The sequence below is a fragment of the Achromobacter xylosoxidans genome, assembly GCF_014490035.1.
Lineage (GTDB): Bacteria > Pseudomonadota > Gammaproteobacteria > Burkholderiales > Burkholderiaceae_B > Achromobacter > Achromobacter bronchisepticus_A.
This window is the reverse complement of the sequence record NZ_CP061008.1, coordinates 1678926-1695822: the sequence shown is the minus strand read 5'-3', so window position 1 is coordinate 1695822 and position 16897 is coordinate 1678926. Positions and strand designations below refer to the sequence as shown.

Sequence of the window (16897 nt, the reverse complement as noted above, 5' to 3'; positions counted from 1 at the left end):
GCTTGTTGGTCGACAGCGTCACCGACACGCCCGCCACGCCGGTGATCTTGTTGCGCTGGGTGTAGATGATGTCGTTGGTCGCGACCAGGTCCAGCATGCCCGGCGTATCGAAATTGCCCCGCGCCTGCACCACGGTCATGCCGGCCGTATCGAGGGTGCTGTTGGCCTGCCGCGCGCCGGTAACGGTGATGCTCGACTCCGGCTTGATCGTGACCGTGTGCTTGCTGACGTCGGCGCCCGCCACCCTGACCGAATAGCCGCTCAGGGTAGAGGTGCCGCGCACGGTATTGTTGCTGCGGATATCCAGCTTGTTCCCGATCACGTGCGCGCCGCCGCCGATCTCGATGGCGGACTTGCCGCCCAGATCGACGTCTATCTTGCCTTGCCGTCCCGCCACCAGCGCGATCGTGCCGGCGTCCATCTTGACGTCCACGGACTGCACCTGGTCCGCCGTGATGCTCAGCAGGGTGCCGTCGATGCGGGCGTTGTTGCCGATCTGTACGCGCGTGTCCAGCGAGGTCGTCAGCGAGGCGCTGTCTATCGATACCGTCACGCCGCCCACTTCCAGCGAACGGGCCTCGGCCAGCAGGCCGGCCTCGCCATTGCGCTCCGTGGTTCCCTTCGCGGTCACGCCGATGATGGCGCCCTGCAGCGTCGCATTGTCCACCGACGCCTTGAGCGAGCCGCCCAGGCGGGTTTCGGCGTTCATCACGCCCACGCCGATCACGCCGCCGGTGATCGCCTTCGAATAGGCCCGGCCGTAGTACGTGCCCTGGGCATTGATATTGACCATGCCCGGGGTTTCGCCCAGGCCCGGCGTGGTAACCGACAGGCCCTGCAAGACCGCGCCGTTGCGCGCTTCGGCCAGCGTCGTCGTGGCAATGTCCACCAGCGCCTTGTTCACGTTGACGGCCAGCCCGGTGGTGGCCGCTACGCCGGCCGTCTGGGTCTGGCTGAAGTCCACGCTGACCAGCGCGTTCAGGTCCACCAGCGGCGCGCTGACGGTCGTGGCGTCCACGGTCGCCGTGGTCGTGTCGCGCGCGATGTTTTCGGCAATGCCCACGCCGATCGCCGCGCCCACCATGCCCACCGCCACGCTGACTTGCGTCAGGTCGATATCGGCGCGGACCTGGGTATCGGCCTTGACCTCTACCTTGCCCAGCGCCCCCACCTTGCCTGCGCCCGAGACCCGGGCGCTGACGGCATTGCGGGTGTTGTTGGTCACGCGCACTCCCGCGCCCGACGCCGCGATACCGCCGCCGACCGCCACGGAGGCGGTGACCGCGTCCAGACCCTTGAATTCGGTTTTCTCGACCGCCACGACCGAGACTGCATCCTGCGCGCCGACGTTCTTGCCGTTGGCCGTATTGATATAGGCGCTGACCTCGTTGGCCGCCACGCTATCCACCAGCGTCACGGCCAGGGCCAGATTCAATCCAAAATTTCCCGGCACGGGCAGCGACGCCGCCACGGCGACGCCATAGGCGCCGGACTTCAGGATGGTGCTGCTGTCCTGGGCGCGCACGTTCACCGAGCCCGCCCCGCCGATGATGCCGGCGATGGCTTCCGAGCCCTGGATATAGGCGGAGGTGGCCGTCGCAAAGCGGTTGCTGACCTGCACTCCGGATCCGGCGGCCGACCCGCCGAAGCCCGCCACCGCCACGCTGCCGGCGAAGTTGACGCTGGTAAGCGTTTCGCTGGACGTGGCCAGCACGTCCACATTGCCCTTGGCGACCGAGATCGTGCTGTTGTCGATATAGGCCAGCGCCCGGTTGGCGCGGTTGACGCCGTCGTCCGAATGGACGCCGAACGTGTTCTTGGCGATTGTCACGCCAATGCTGGCGCCCAGGCCCGCGCCCGTGGCGCTGACCGACACCGCGCCAGCCACGGCCGAGATGCTGGAGGTATTGTCCGCCTTGACCGACACGCCGGTACCCGCCGTGACCGTCGAGCCGCTGATGTAGCCGCCCACGTCGTTGGCGACAGTCTGCGTGCTCTCCGCCCCCGCTCCCGACACCGCCACGCCCCCAAAGCCCGCGGCAACCGAGGCCGCGACCGACACGCCGTCCAGCGTCGCAGTTTCCTTGGCCGACACCGCCACGGCGTCCGACACGTTCAGCGTCGATCCGGTCACGGACGACTGCACGCTCATGGCTGCCACGTTGCGCGCCACCGACGCGCCCACGGACAGGGATCCGCCCTGCATTGCGAACGCCAGCGACGCGCCGATGGCCTTGGCCTCCAGCGTCGTCGTGTCTTCGGCCGTAACCGTCGCCCGCGTCATCTGCACGCCTGCGCCGGCGCTCAACACCGAGTTCGACAGCGCCGCCTCGACCGCGCCCAGCGCCTTGTTGCTGGCCAGGGCCACGCCGACCGACAGCGCCAGCCCCTGGGAGGTACCCGCCAGACTCGCGCCCGCGGCGGTCGCCTTGAGCGTGGACTTATTCGACGCCTTGATGTTCAGGCTGGCCGCGCCCCGCACATTGGGGTCGATCTGCGTCAGGCCGTTGACCTCGGCGCGCGTGACGGCGCGCGAGGTGTTGTAGGCCGACGACCCGGCGGCCGCCAGCGCCAGCCCCTGGTAGGCGATGCCCACCGCGCCCGCCACCACCACCGCTTCCAGCGTCTGCACGGTATCGGCGGTGACGTTGATGGCGCCCAGGTTGGACACCTGCGTATTGGCGAGGCTGGCGCGCGCGCCCGCCGCCTGCGTAATCTCGTTGTCGGCCAGCGAGGCACCGATGGCCAGCGAGCCGCCCGCGGCCGTGAAGGCCACGCTGGCGACCACTACCGTGGCCTTGATGGTGCCGCTCATGTCGGCGTCTATCGTCAGCGCGTTGGCGCCGTTGCCGCTGACGCGCGAGTTTTCCATGATCGCCACCGCGGACGAGCCGATCACGTTGCGCGCATCGGCGCCTCCGCCCGCCAGCGAAACCCCGCCCAGGCTGACGCCCGCCGCGATCGACACCGCCACCGCCACGGTGTGGATGTCGGCCTTGCTGTCGGCCTTGACGGTTATGACCGGCGCACCGGTGAAGTTCACGCCATCCACCTTGGCCAGCGTGTCGTTGGCGACTTCGTTCTGCGCCAGCGATACGGCCACCGACAGCGACGCGGTCGCACCCAGCGACACCGCCACCGAGATCGCCACGGCGGCGATCGTGCTGTCTATGCGTGACTGGTCTGTCGCCGTAACGGACACGCTTCCCGCATCCCAGGCATGTGCCTGGCCCTGGTCCGTAATGCTGGCGGTGATGGAGGTCTTGATCTTGTTGACCGCCCTGGCGCCGGCGCCGGCGCCCGAGACCGCCAGGCTGGCGCCGTCGACGATGGGCGGCGCATAGGCCACCGACACCGCCACCGCGCCCGCCACCACCACGGCATCTATGCTTTGCTGCCGGTCGACGCTGCCGTCGGCCTTGAATTTCACATTGCTCGCATCCACCGTGACCGCGCCCGCGATGACGGCGCTGCGGTCGATCGACGCCGCGATCTCGTTGACCGGCCTGCCCGCGCCCAGCGCAACCACCTGGCCGGCGCTATTGACGTCGTAGCCGATGACGTTCTCGGCCATGGCCACGCCCACGGATGCCGAAGCGGCCGCGTAATGGCTGACAGAGACCGACGCCGACATGCCCAACACCACCGCATCGATCTGCGACAGGCCCAGCGCCCGCACATCGAGCGCGCCGCGCGCCCCGCCCGCGTCCCGCGTATCGATGACGGCATCGGCAATACCCGCCTTCACGCTGGCCGATATGACGTTGCGCGCCAGCGCGCCGCCGCCACCAATGGCGGCGTTGGCGCTATCGCCCACCGACACCGCCACCGAAGCGCCCAGCACCACCGACAGGATGTCGGCCTGCTGGATCGCGCTGACCGACAGCCTGGCGCCGCCAGTCTCGATGCGCCCGCCCCGGATCTCGGCCTGCACCGTGTTGAAAACCTTGTTGACCGCGACGCTGGTGCCGACCGCGATCGCCACGCCGGCGCTGCCGGCCTGCACGCTGACCGCGCCGCCGACCGCAATGGCGGTAATGGCGGCGCGATCCGACGCCGACACCGTCACGCCCTGGCTGCCGCCACGCGTGCGGAGGATGGAATCGTCGACCCGCGCGCGCACCGTCGTGCTGATTTCGCTGATGGCCACCGATACGCCCACCGAGGCGCCGGCGCCCATGCCGCCCGCGGATACCGCCACCGCCAGCGCGCCCGCCACGGTCACGATGGTTCCCGTGTTCTCGGCGTTGACGCGCACATCGCCGTCCAGATAGCCATTGTTCAGCGGCGACACGTTCTTCAACGTGGCTTCCACCGACCCGCCTATGGTGTTGCCGCTGCCCGCGCCGGCGCCCGCGCCGGCAAAGCCCTGCCCCACCGCGACCGCCGCCGCCACGCCGATCGATACCGACACGATGCGCGAGTCATTGATCGCGTCCACCGCCAGGCCATTAGCCGAACCGATCTCCGTACGCAGGCTGCCATTGCTGGCGCTGCTGCCGTCGATATAGGCCCGGGTCTGGTTGTTGACGGTGTTGTGGGTGGCCGACACGCCGGCCGCAATGCCCGCACCGCTGCCCGGCGACACCGCCACACCCAGCCCGCCCGCCACGGCCAGCACGTAGCCGTCGTCGCGCGCCTGCACGGCCACGCCCGGCGCGCCGCCCGCCGACAGCGCCTCGACCAGGCGCGCGTTGCGGATGCCGGCCTCGTTCTTGCTGTTCAGCCGGTTCACCGACACCGCACCGCCCACCGACACCGCCGCCGTGCCCACGGCCACGCTGCCCGCCACGGTCACGTTATGAATCTGCCCCTTGAAGAGCGAAGCCACCTGCACGTGCGCGCCGCGCACGGCGCCCTGCGTATCGCGGATCTGCGCCGAGATCGAGTGTTCGCGCGCGTTGCCCGCGGGCGCGCCGCCCAGGTAGTTATAGGACAGGCTGGCGCCCACCGCGACGCTCGCGCCCTGCGATCCCAGCCCCAGCGCCACCGCGCCCGCCAGGCTGTTGATCGTGGATTCATCGCTGGCCCGGACCACGATATCGCCGCCCGCCGTCACGTCCTGCCCGGCCGCGGTCTCGCCGATCTCGGCCTTGATGCTGTTGGCGATCCAGTTCAGGACTGCCGATCCACCAAAGCCCACATTGGCCCCAGACCCGCCGGCCGCGACCGCGCCGCTGACCGCCATGGCCGAAATCTGCGCGTTCAACCCCGGCGACAGGTCATCGGGCTTGGCAAAACTGGCCAGCACCACGATATCGCCCGTGGCGGACAGGGACGAACGCAATGCGCCCGCGTACACCGTGTCGAATATCTGGTTGACCGCGAATGCCATGCCCGCGGCCACGCGGCCGCCCACGGAGACCGCCACATTGCCGGCCAAGGCCGCGATGCTGGCCACGTCGCGCGCGGCGATGCGGATATCGCCCGAGGTCGCCGTCACCGACGAATCGCGGATCTGCGCATGCACCGTGTTCTTGATCGTGTTGACGGCCAGCGATCCGCTCACCGCCACGCCCGCGCCGCCGGCCAGGCCGACCGACACGTTGTAGATGCTGGCGCGCTCCTCGGCGCGCACTTGCACGGCCTGGGCCTCCACGGTCGCTTGCGCGATCGCCGCGCGCACGTCGTTGCGCATGTCCGCCACGCTCACGGATGCGCCAATGGCGGCCGATGCGCCCTGGGTAGTGGAGATGCCCAGCGCCCCCGTGGCCGTCACGATGCGGCTGGCATCCTGTGCCGATACCGACACCGCGCCGGCCTCGGCGCGCACTTTCTGTCCCGCCGCCGCCCCCGTGTTGTCGATGATGGCGCTGACCTCGGAACGCGAGATATTCACGCCGACGGCGCCCGCGCCGCCCAGCGACTTGCCGCCCGCGCCCGCCACCGTGATGCTCAACATGCTGTTGCTCAGCGCATGGCCTTGCGTCAGCGTACCGATATCCAGCGAGATCAGCCCTCCGGACGTAATGCGGTCCACCGCCTTCTGCAGGCTGATGCCACCCGTACCCGTGGCCGCGCCCAGCTTCATGGCGATGCCGTCGCGGGCGTTGTCCAGCGAGCTCGCCAGCTGGTAGCGGAAGGCGCCGCCTTGCGAGGCGTTGATCACGTAGTAGCGCTGGCCGTCCACCAGCCCGGCGATGTTCGCGCCCTGGCTGCGGTAGATGACCACGTCGCCCGTCGCCAGGCCAGCATCGCTGGCGAAGGAGAAGCTGTTTTCGCCGATGACCTGGCTCTGGGCCGACGAAGCCGACAGCGTCGCATCGGTCGGCGTACCCTGGGTGATGCTGGTGTTCTGGGTGCCGTCGCTGCCCGTGCTGGTCGAGGTCTGCGAAGTCTGGCGCACCAAGGCAACCTGCGTGAACGCGATCATCGCGTCCGGGTTGACCGAGATCGGCTTGTTCTGCGCGTCCAGCAGCTTGACGCCGTTGGCGTCCGCCAGGAAATACTCGTAGCGCTTGGTGCCCGCATTGAACTCCGACACGTAGCCCAGCGTCCCCAGCGCCACCGGCGTGCCATTCACGTCCTTGAAGCGCAGCGTGGTGCTGTTGACCACTTCAACCACATAGACGTGATCATTGGACAAGCCAGTCAGCACGCCGTTTGCCGCCAGGTTGACGGCCACCTTGTCGCCCGTGGCCAGACCGTGGGCCTTGGGCAGCGTCAGGCTGCCGTCCGGGTTCAGGGCTGCGCCTGCGGGATTGTTGACGCTGAAGCGCTGCAAGGCGCCGCCCACGGCCGCGCCGCTGAAGTCGACCAGATTGCCCTGGCCGTCGCGCAGCTGGAACGAGCGCTGGTCGGCGCTCAGGTTGAACACGTAATAGGTGACGCCGACCTTCAGCACGTCCTTGCCTTGGGCCAGGATGCGGTTGGCCAGCACGTCCTCGATCTGGCCGTTGCCGCCGACAGAGCCGCTGTAGACGATGGCCGAGCCCTCCTGCACGCCCGCGAACGGCTGCGTCAGGGTCAGCGTATGGGTGGCGGCATTCACCGTCACGCCAGCGTCCACGCCATGGAAGGGCTGCAGGTTGACGCTGGTGGCCTCCTGCATGCGCACGTGCGCAAAGCCGATGGCCGCCAGGTTGGCGACGCTGCCGAATTGCAGCGCCTTGCCGCGCAGCGCGTCTTCCTGGGTATCCGCCAGCTGGATGATGGCCTGGCCGTCGGGGGCCGCGCGCCGGATCACGTAATACACGCGGTCGTTGCGCAGGGCGGAGCCGTCGGCCAGCGTGATGTTGCCCGCGCCCGAGCTCAGGTAGACGCCGTCGCCGGTCTGCCAGCCTGAAAACTCGCCGCCCGCGGCGCCGGTTTGCGCCGGCATGCCGGCGTTGCCGCTGTCGTCCTTGGCGCCGTTGATGACGGCCGCCGCATCGCCCGTGAAGGTCAGCGTGCTGCCGCCCTGGTCCACGCGGATGTCGCCGTCGCCCACCGGCAACTGGCTGCCGCCGTTGAGCTGGGCATTGCCGCCCGCGGCCATCGGGTCCACCAGGCCGGCAAATACGTTGACGTTGCCCTGCACCGCATGCACGTCGCTGCGCAGGATGGCAGCCGCGACCTTGGGATTGGCGGCGGCGCCGCCGTTGTCGGCCACGCCCACCGTGGTGACGGCCGCGCCCGAATCGGCCAGCGTGGTGTTGTCGAAGGCCAGCAGATTGCGGTCGAAAGCCGTGTTGCCGCCCATGATGTTGACGGCCACGGCCAGTCCTACCGCCGCGCCCTGGGTCGCGATCGCGCCCGCCACCGTAATGGCATAGAGCGCCGAGGCGTCCGAGGCATTGACGCGCACGGCGTCGCCCGTGAAGCCTGCCCGGCTGCCCGCCTTGACGGTGCTGTCGCTGATGCGGGCCTCGGTGGCCGCGCGCATCATGTTGACATTGACCGCGCCGGCCAGCGCGAACTTCTTGGACAGCGCGCCCGCCGCCCCCACCGACACCAGCAGCGGCGACGAATGCGCCGACACGTCCACCTTGCCGCTAACGTCCACATCCGCGTACTCGATCAGCGCGCTGGTGCGCGAGCTGAATTCGTTGACGCTGACCGACGCGCCCACGGCCACCGAACCGCCCGCCGTAACCGCGACGCCGCCCGTCACCGCGACCAGCGTATTGTTCTCTATCGCCTCGACCGTCAGCGACGAGGCGTCGATGCGGCTGCGCGCCGTGACCGCGCCGTTGCCGTCGCGGCTGGGCAGCACATAGGCCGCCACCGCGGAGCCGACGCGGTTGACCTGCACCGAGCCCGCGCCCGCGAACTTCGCCTCGCCCATGCCCACGCCCACGCCGACCGCCCCGCCGCCCAGGGACGAGGTATCTTTGGCGCTGACCTTGACCGCGCCATGCCCGCCAGTATCCACGGTCGAACCCTGGATGCCGGCCATGACGGCGTTGCCGATCTCGTTGTAGCTGACGGCGATGCCCACGCCCGCCTTCTTGCCCACGCCCGCGGCGCCGGTCACCGCAACCAGCGTGGTCTTGTCCTGCGCCCGCACAGTCACGTCGTGGCTGCCGCTGGCGGCGCCGTTGTAGACGATCTTGCTGTTGACCAGATAGCTTTCGATGCGGTTGGACATGACATTGACGGATACCGATCCGCCCGCGCCCGTCCCATCGCGCGCCGCGCCCAGCGCGCCCGCGAAGCCCACCGCGACCTGGGTGGATTCCGCCGACACGTCGACACGGCCCGTATACAGCAGCTCGGTCACCTGGCGGATGCCCGCCTCGACCTTGCTGCTGCTGACATTGACCGCGACCGCCGCACCCACCCCCGCCTTGCCGTCGGAACTGGCGACCGCGCCCGCCACGGTGGCCAGCACGCTCAGGTCGCGGGCCTCCAGCGTCACGTCGCGCGCGCTCACCTTGGCCGCATTGCCCAGCAAGGCAATGTTGGCGTAGTCCGCCACGCCGACGGCGGCCGAACCGGCCACCGCCACGCCCTTCTGCCCCTTGGCGCCGGCCATGCCGGCGGCGATGGTCACGGCCACGCCGGTGCGCCGCGCCGCCAGCGCAAGATCCGCAGCCACCACCAGCTCGCCCACGGCCAGCACCTGGGCGCGCGCCTCGCCGCCCATCATGTTCATGCTGTAGGCGCCCGCCACGGCCACATTCGACTTGGCCGTATCCGATTGCGCCAGCGCGGCCGAGCCCGACAGCGCCAGGCTGTGGGTGCCGTTCAACGCCTCGATCTTGGCGTCGCCGCCGATCGTGATATTCATGCCGGCCGCGTTGATGTAGCCCTGCGCGAAGTCATTGACCATGTTCACGGCCACCGCGCCGGAAATCGCCACGCCCGCCTTGGACTGCTGGCTGGCGCCGCCTGCCGGAGCCGGACTGCCTGGCGCCGCGCCCGCGTCCTGGGTCAGTTGCGTGGCTTGGCCGCTCAGGCCTTCCAGCTTGGAGCCCAGGCTCGTAGTCGGCGCAGGCGCGGGATCGTTCGCCCCCGGAGCCGCGTCGCCCTGGCCGGTGGGCAGCTTGATGTCATCGATGCTGGTGCCCGTGCCTCCCGCGCCGCCCGTGCCGCCGGCGCCCGCGCCGGTGCCGCCGCCCGCGCCCGCCACCGGGCTGGACACGCGCGAACCCGCCACGGCCAGATTGCCGACGAAGCCCTTGTTCTCTGCGCGGATCGTCAAGGAAGCGGCCGAGAACGAGCCTACCGGCAAGCCGGTGGGTGCGCCATCGGCCACGCGCAGCGTGTCGCCGATCAGCGCCTGCGTCCAGCGGTTGACGTCATTGATGGACACGCTCATGCCCACGCCCACCGCCTGCGATCCGGCGGCGGCGCCCGCCACTGTGCCGACCCAGGTCGCGTCCGTCGCCTGGATGTCCGCCGCGCCCGCGGCCGCGATCCGCGCGCCCCGGCCGACCTGGGCCAGGGTGGTCGCGCTGGTGGAGTTGACCAGCACCACGCCGTTGAGCGCCAGGCTCTTGGCCTGGCCGCCCGATGCGCCCAGCGTGACCGAGATCAGTTCATTGTCCGCATCGACCGTCAGCTTGCCCGAATTGATCTCGGCGGTGTCGCTGACCACGGCGCGCGTATCGTGCTTGGCCGCGTTCACGTACACCGACACGCCGATGGCCGAGCCTTCCTTGGAGCTGCTGCCGTAGTCGAAGCCCTGGAATTTCGGTGTCAGGAATCCCTTTACCCGGTCCTTGCCATAGCTGTAGCGGCTCTCGGCCGCGCCGCGCGGCGCGGCCTGCTGGAGCGACTTGGCGCCGCCCAGGGAAATCGACGGCAGGATGATGTTGCCCACCAGGTTCAGGCGCTGCGAGGAGTTCTCCGCCTGGACGGTCACATCGCCCGCCGTGCCGCCGGACAAGGTCGTATTGATCTTGCCCGCCACCTGCGCCTGCGTCTTGGTGTCCTGCACCAGCACCGTGAATGCGCCCGACAGGGCCAGTTTCTTGCTCTTGGCCGTGGCGCTGGCCCAGCTGCTGAAGCTGGACGAGATGCCGCCCGTGCTGGTCAGCGTGGCCTGCAGATTGTTGAGGAAGGACGCGGCCGCCTTGCCGGCAACCTCGGCCTTGGCCTTGGTGCCGTCGGCGTCATTCCACTTGGCGTTGATGCCGTCGAAGGGCGCGTACAGATTGACCAGCCACAGCTTCATCGGGTCGATCTGGTTCAGGGTGTTGGCGGTAACCGCCACGTCGCCGCCCTGGGTGTTGATCGCGGCCAGCTGGCTGACGGTCGCTCGCGTCGCAACGTCGTCGATGCCAATGACCACGGCCGCCGCCGCGCCAAAATCGGAACCGTCCGGCCCGGGCGCGCGCTCGGGCTGATTGGTCGTCAGGTTGTTCTTCTTGTTCAGGAACGCCTGCTTGTCCGCAATCGCCTGATCGTCCACCCCGCTCATGATGGTGAGCCGGGTGTTGTATTGCGTCTGTGCCTTGACGGTGACGTCGCCGCCCGCGGTGTTGACCGTGGCCGCCACCACGCCGTTGCCGATGCGGGCGGTCGTGGTGATGTTGTTCATCGCCATGCCCAGCGCCGCGCCCACCTGGAACTCGGTGGAGGGATTGTCGATTTCCTTCTGGATGTCCGAATCGTACTTGGCGCGATCCTCGAAATCCTTCTCTTGCTTGATTTCCTTGATCTTGGCGCCGAACTTGCCGCCCCGGCTTTCCGACACCAGCGCGCTGAAGAAACTCTTGACGTACTGCACGCCCGTCCCGAGGCCGCCCAGGGCGCCGCCCACGATGGGGCTGACGGTCTTGGCGATGGCCGCGTTCTTGGCTTCGGTCTGCGCCGACGTCAGGAAATCGCTGCCGGTGGCCGCGCGGCCGCCCAGGATGGTCTTGACGGCAATGGCGCTGCCGGCGTCCTGCGCCTTTGCCTCGACCGTCACCTTGCCCGCATTGCGCGTCACCACCGTGCCGTCCATATAGGCCTCGGTGGTCAGCTGGTTGTACGCGAATCCCACCGCCACGCCGACCTTGGCGTAGCCAGCCTTGTACTTGCCCGTCTCCTTGGACGGATCGATCTTGCCGTCGGCCCCGGTCACCGGCTTGGTGTCGTCGCTTTCGGCCATGGCGCCCGCGGCCGATATCGAAATCGTGCTCTTGTGGCTGGTCAGTGCCTGGATCGTGACGTCGCCGCCCACGCCGCTGACGGTGCCGGTATCCGGATTGGCGGTATGCAGCAGACCCGTTTCCAGCCTGGCGCCCGTGCCTATGTGCACGCTGGATTCGCTGATCACCACCGCCACGCCCACGCCTATCACCGCCGGCACCGCGCCAATTTGGCCCGGCAGCAACGCGATCTCCATCTCGTTGGTGAGGTCGGACTTGATCGTGATCGAGCGGGACGCGATCACCGTGCCCTGCACGTCGATAGTGGACTTGTTCTGCAGCACGCCCACGGCAATGCCGGCAATCTTGGCGACCAGCGGGCTCAGCTTGACCGTGGCCGACGTCGTGGACGTGATGGTCACGTCGCCATTGGACACCAGGCGCGCCTGCGCGCCGACCTTGATCGACGAGTTGTATTCGATGCCGGCCCAGGCCGCCATGGCGCCGGCGCCGTCCAGGAACTTCATCAAGGCGTCGAAGGCCGAGTTCACGCCGCCCGCCAGCGTGCCCAGCACGCCGCCCTGGTTCGCGCCGTTCTTGATCAGCGGATCCAGGTCGTAGTCCTTGCTGTCGATCTTGCTGGTCAGGCTGACGCCGGATCCGCCCGTGTCCTTGGCCCACAGGGTCGCGTTGTTGATCGTGATGGCGGCGTCCAGCTTGTAGATCTGGGCCACCGCGCTACGCCACGGACGGTAGCGCTGCGCCGCCAGCTCGACCGCTCCCGCGGCCAGCACGATGTTGGCGCCGCTCGTGGCGCCGACGGTGATCTTCTCGCCTTCCAGACGCAGGGCGTAGCCCGCATCCAGCGTGATGTTGTGCAGCACCGAATACGACTGGCCGCGGATGATCACGTTGCGGCCGCTGACCGTCAACGCCTGATCGAGCGCGCCGCTGCCGATGTCCAGCACATAGTCCAGCTTGTTCGTATTCGCGCCCAGCGTCACCCCGGCGATCGTGCCGGTGGTGGAGATCAGGTTGGACAAGGCGGCGCTGCCGCCCAGCGCCATCACCTGCAGGCTGTTGCCGCTGCCGCTATTGGACGCCAGCGTTACGGTCACGGTGCCGCCGGCGGTGTCCGCCGGTTGCGTCACCATGAAGGAAACGTTGTTGGTGTTGCCCTTGAGCGTGTCGTAACCGCCGCTGCTGCCCAGGGTGACGGCCTGGGTCCAGGCGCTGGCATCCAGCGTGGTCGCGCCGGTGGAGCTGGTGGAGATGACGGTGGCGTCCGCGAACACGCCGCCGTTGAGCGCCACCTGGCTTGCGGCCGAGCCACCGCTGACGAAGTGGACGTTGGTATTCGACAGCACTGCGCCGACGCTGGTGTTGACCACCAGGCTGTTGCGCGCGCCGGCCTGCGCGGCGATGCTGTTGCCTGCACCGGTGTTCAGCCCGCCCTGGCCGTAATTCACGACGAAGGTGTTGTCGCCGCCGCCGGAGCGGATCGTCGAGTTGGACCCCGCCAGCACGAACTGCGTTTGATGGCCGATCGCCAGCGCCGCGCCGGTCAGCACGCCCGCGCCATCAGAGCTGCTTTGCACCTGTCCGGCCGCGATCAGGCCCAGCTTGTAGGCCGCATCCGACAGGCTGACCGTGGAGTTCGACACCGTGCCGTCGGCGTTCAGCGCCGCCTGCATGCCGGGTGCCAGCGAGAACGCGCCGGAATAGCCCGCCGCGATCGCGTCCTGGCTGTAACGGATCTGCAGGCGGCCCTGCCCGTCCAGGCTCGCCGTCAACGCATAGAGATAATCCCAGGGCGTGGTGCTGTCGCTGGCCGGAATCAGCTTGCCGGCATTGGGGCCGCCGACCGCAACGCGCAGCGGCTCGCCCGCCGCGTTGACCATGATGCCGGCGCCGATGGCGTCCAGCAGATCCTGGATGGTGCGCACACCTTCCAGGCCAACATCGACCCGCGCATTGCCGTGATTGGGAAACACGAACGCCAGCGCAGGCCCTTCCGCCGGCGTGTAGCCCGAGGTCAGATCCGACAGATAGGTCCGCGTGGTCACGCCCGTGTAGGCCGTGGTATCCACGGTATTGGCGCTGCTGCCCTCCACCACGAAGCGGAAGTCTTTGACGTTGGTGTGGACGCTGCTGATCTGCGCCCCGCCCGAACCGATCTTCACCTGGCTGTTGTCCAGCGCCACGCTCTTGCCGCCCGTGGACAGCTCTATCGTGTTCGACCCGGCGGACCCGATCACCTGGGTGGCATAGGCATTGCTGATGATGAAATAGTTGGACAGGCCGGCGATGCCGTCCAGCACCGCCGTCCCGGCAAAGCGAGAGGTATCGATCCAGTTGCCATACTCGCCGCTGATCACGCGCACGCTGGAGATGCCGGCATAGGTGGAAGCGGTGGCCTGGGTCTCGTTGGCCGTGCGCTGGATCCAGCCCGTGGCGCCCGTCTGCTGGAATGACACATAGCCCACGCCGCCGCTGGCCGCCATCTGCGACTGGTAGCCTGCGCCGTCCGTGCCGGTCAGGCCGTCGGCCGCCACCACCAGTTCGGTGGCCGCATTGGCGCCCGTGCCGCCATAGAGGTTGTAGCGGCCTCCCAGCAGCATGATCTGGTGCCGGGTGTTGTCGCCCGAGCCCGCGCGGATCACGCCGCCCGCCATCAGCCCGCTGACCAGCACCGTGTTGCCGCTGAAGGCCGAGGCGTCGATCAGGGTGGAACCCAGGCCGCCGTTCAGGCGCGCGTCGCTGAAAGCGCCGTTCAGCGTGTTGCTCAGGGTCGGGACCGGCACCCCGGCGCCCAGGGGAGTGCCGTCGGAGGCGTAGCTTGCCGACAGCTGATTGTTGGTGAGCGTGAAATTCCACTGGCCGTTTTCGTCCAGCGTGTTGCTCTGCGCGCCCGCCTGCGCCCACAGCTGGTTCGCGCCCTGGTAGCCGGTAAAGGTATTGTGGCCCAGGCCGCCCAGCAGGACGTTGGCGCCCGCGCTGCCGATCAAGGTCAGGTCGCCGCGGTAATTCGTGCCGTCCAGCGTGACGCTGGTGGCGGCGTGATAGGCGCTGCCCGCCGCAGCGGCGGCGTCGATGGTGCGATAGTCCTGCAAGGTCACGGCGTTCACGCCGCGCAGGGTCACCGTGCTTGCGGCGCCCGCGCCCAGAGGCGTGTTCGTCAACGTGGCCGAGGTCTTGTCGCCACTGAGCGAGGCGTTGCTTTCCACGCCCGCGATGTATTCGGTTGCGCCGCCCGCGGCCAGGTTGCCGATCACCAGATCGTTGCCGCCGCCGCCGCTGATGCGGTTCTGTCCGCGGCTATTGGCCACGGTGATGATGTTGTCGCCCAGGCTGCCGACGATGTCGTTGCCATAATCGCCGCCCGCGCCGATGACGTTGCTGATGTTCAGCACTCCGCCCAAGCCGCTGGCATCGTAAAGGCCGGTATTGCCGTCCTGGAAGTTCAGGTTGACGGTGACGTTGTCTTCATAGGCCGAGTAATCCAGCGTGGTCCTGCCCGCCACGCCGAAGAACATCTGCACGTCGAGATTGCTGACCAGCGCGGCCGCCAGGCCGTTGACGCTGCCGTCGGCCGCCACGCCCGCGCCCATGTAGACGCTGATGCCCCCGCCGGTCTGCACGCGGGCCGTGACGTCTGCGCCGAATTGGGAAAGGTCCAGTGTGTTGCCGCTCTGGCCGGCCTGCTGGGTCAGGTTGAAACCGAGGGTGCCGGCGGCGGCGATGTAGGTGTTGCCGCCGCCGCTGCCCTTGATGATGTCTTGCGAGCTGTTGATCGTGACCGTGGTGTCGCCCACCACCGTGATCCTGTTGCCGCCCTGCGTGGAACCCTTGACGCCGCTGATCGCCCGCACATAGCCGAACCCGGTCGGCGGCGGCGGCGGAATCTCTTCGCCATTGGCGTCCGCCGTGGGGCCGGACAGGTCCACCGTCACGCCGGTGGCGTAGCCGCTGTAGTCCAGTATGGTCTTGCCGCTTTGCGCCGTGCCGATCAGGTTGAAGGTCTTGTCGCCGATCTTCAGGTTTTGCGAGCCGTCGGCGGACTTGAACACCACGTTGACGACGCGCTGGGTCCAGTTGTTGCCGGCGTCCACCGTCGAGTACGTGATCTGATAAGCGTCGTTGTTGCTGATTATGGCCGTGACGTTGCCGCGGATGCCCGAGAAATCCAGCGTGTTGTTGCTGTTGTCGTCGTCCTCGTTGCGCACCCAGACGCCGTTATCCAGCTTCATGCCCTGGCGCACTTCGATCGTCGTCACCGCCGCGGTCGAATTGTTGTCGAACACGAATGTGTTATTGCTGCCGTAGCCGATCAAATGATCATTGACCGCCACGCCCTGCAGGGTCGAACCGCCGCTTTGCAGGCCGGTGGCGCTGGCCATCACGCCGTTCCAGCTGGCGACCGTCACCGTGCCGGCCTCGATCGCGCCGTGACGGTAGTCCAGCACCCAGTCGCCGCCCAGCGCGGCGCTGCCCACGGTATGGGTGGCCGCCGCCACGTCGGCGCGCGTAATCGCCGCGAGGCTATCGACGAAGGCGATGCCGCCGCGGCCGGCCGCCACGTTGCAGCCATAGAGCAGGATGTCGCCGTCTTCCGACATGGCGTCGCCCCAGGCGCGCAGCTGGTCCTTGTAGGCATCCAGCTGGCCCGAACCCAGGGTGGCCGTGCCCAGCTTCAGGGATCCCACGCTGCCGTGGCTCATGATCTGCACCGCCGCCAGGTCCTGGTGCTGGCCCAGCACCTGCGTAATCTGGTCCACGCCGTCGTAGCGGCCGTCCAGCACGATGATCTCGGTGTCGTGGCTGCGCAGCACCTGCAATTGCGGGCCGTCGCCTGTGGGCCTGGCCAACCCGTCCAGGCCTTCGGTCTTGCCGCTGATCAAGCCATACAGGCCCTGGACGATCTGCTCGGCATTGTCCACCGCCGGATCCACGAAGATGATCTGGCGCACCGGCGTCTGTTCGGAGTTTGTGGTGTAGCCGGGGATGTTGGCGGCCGGCTTGGGCTGGCTGGCTTCCTGCCCGGGCAGCCAGGCCTTGGCGTCGCCCTGGCGCGTGGCGTTGGCCTTGGCGTACTGCTCCAGCGTCAGCATCTCGCTGTGCTGCGTGACGGCCTTGAAGGCCGCCCGTTCCACCAGGTACGGATGCGAGCCGGGCGCGCTGGGTTTCTTGCCTTGAGCGCCGGCGGCGGGATCGGCGGGCGCCACCACGGGAGCCTGATCGCTTGCGGGCGGCGGCGGCGGCACCAGCAGTTCGGCCGACATGAGATAACGGCGCTCCAGCGCCTCGAAGAGCGGCCGCCTGCGGAACAGGGACTGCTGCACCTCGCGGGAGGAACGGCCGGTCCAGAGTTTGCGCGCCAGTTTCTTCATGCTCAT

Annotated in this window: 1 protein-coding gene (running past one end of the window); it reads right to left on the bottom strand. The window is 68.5% G+C overall.

The annotated features are described in order from the left end of the window. Positions 1 to 16897, bottom strand: partial view of a DUF4347 domain-containing protein gene (locus IAG39_RS07840; protein ID WP_187774087.1) — the 5' portion only. It extends 15002 nt beyond the left edge of the window; only the first 16897 of its 31899 coding nucleotides appear in the window; the start codon lies at positions 16895 to 16897; its stop codon lies off the left edge, out of view.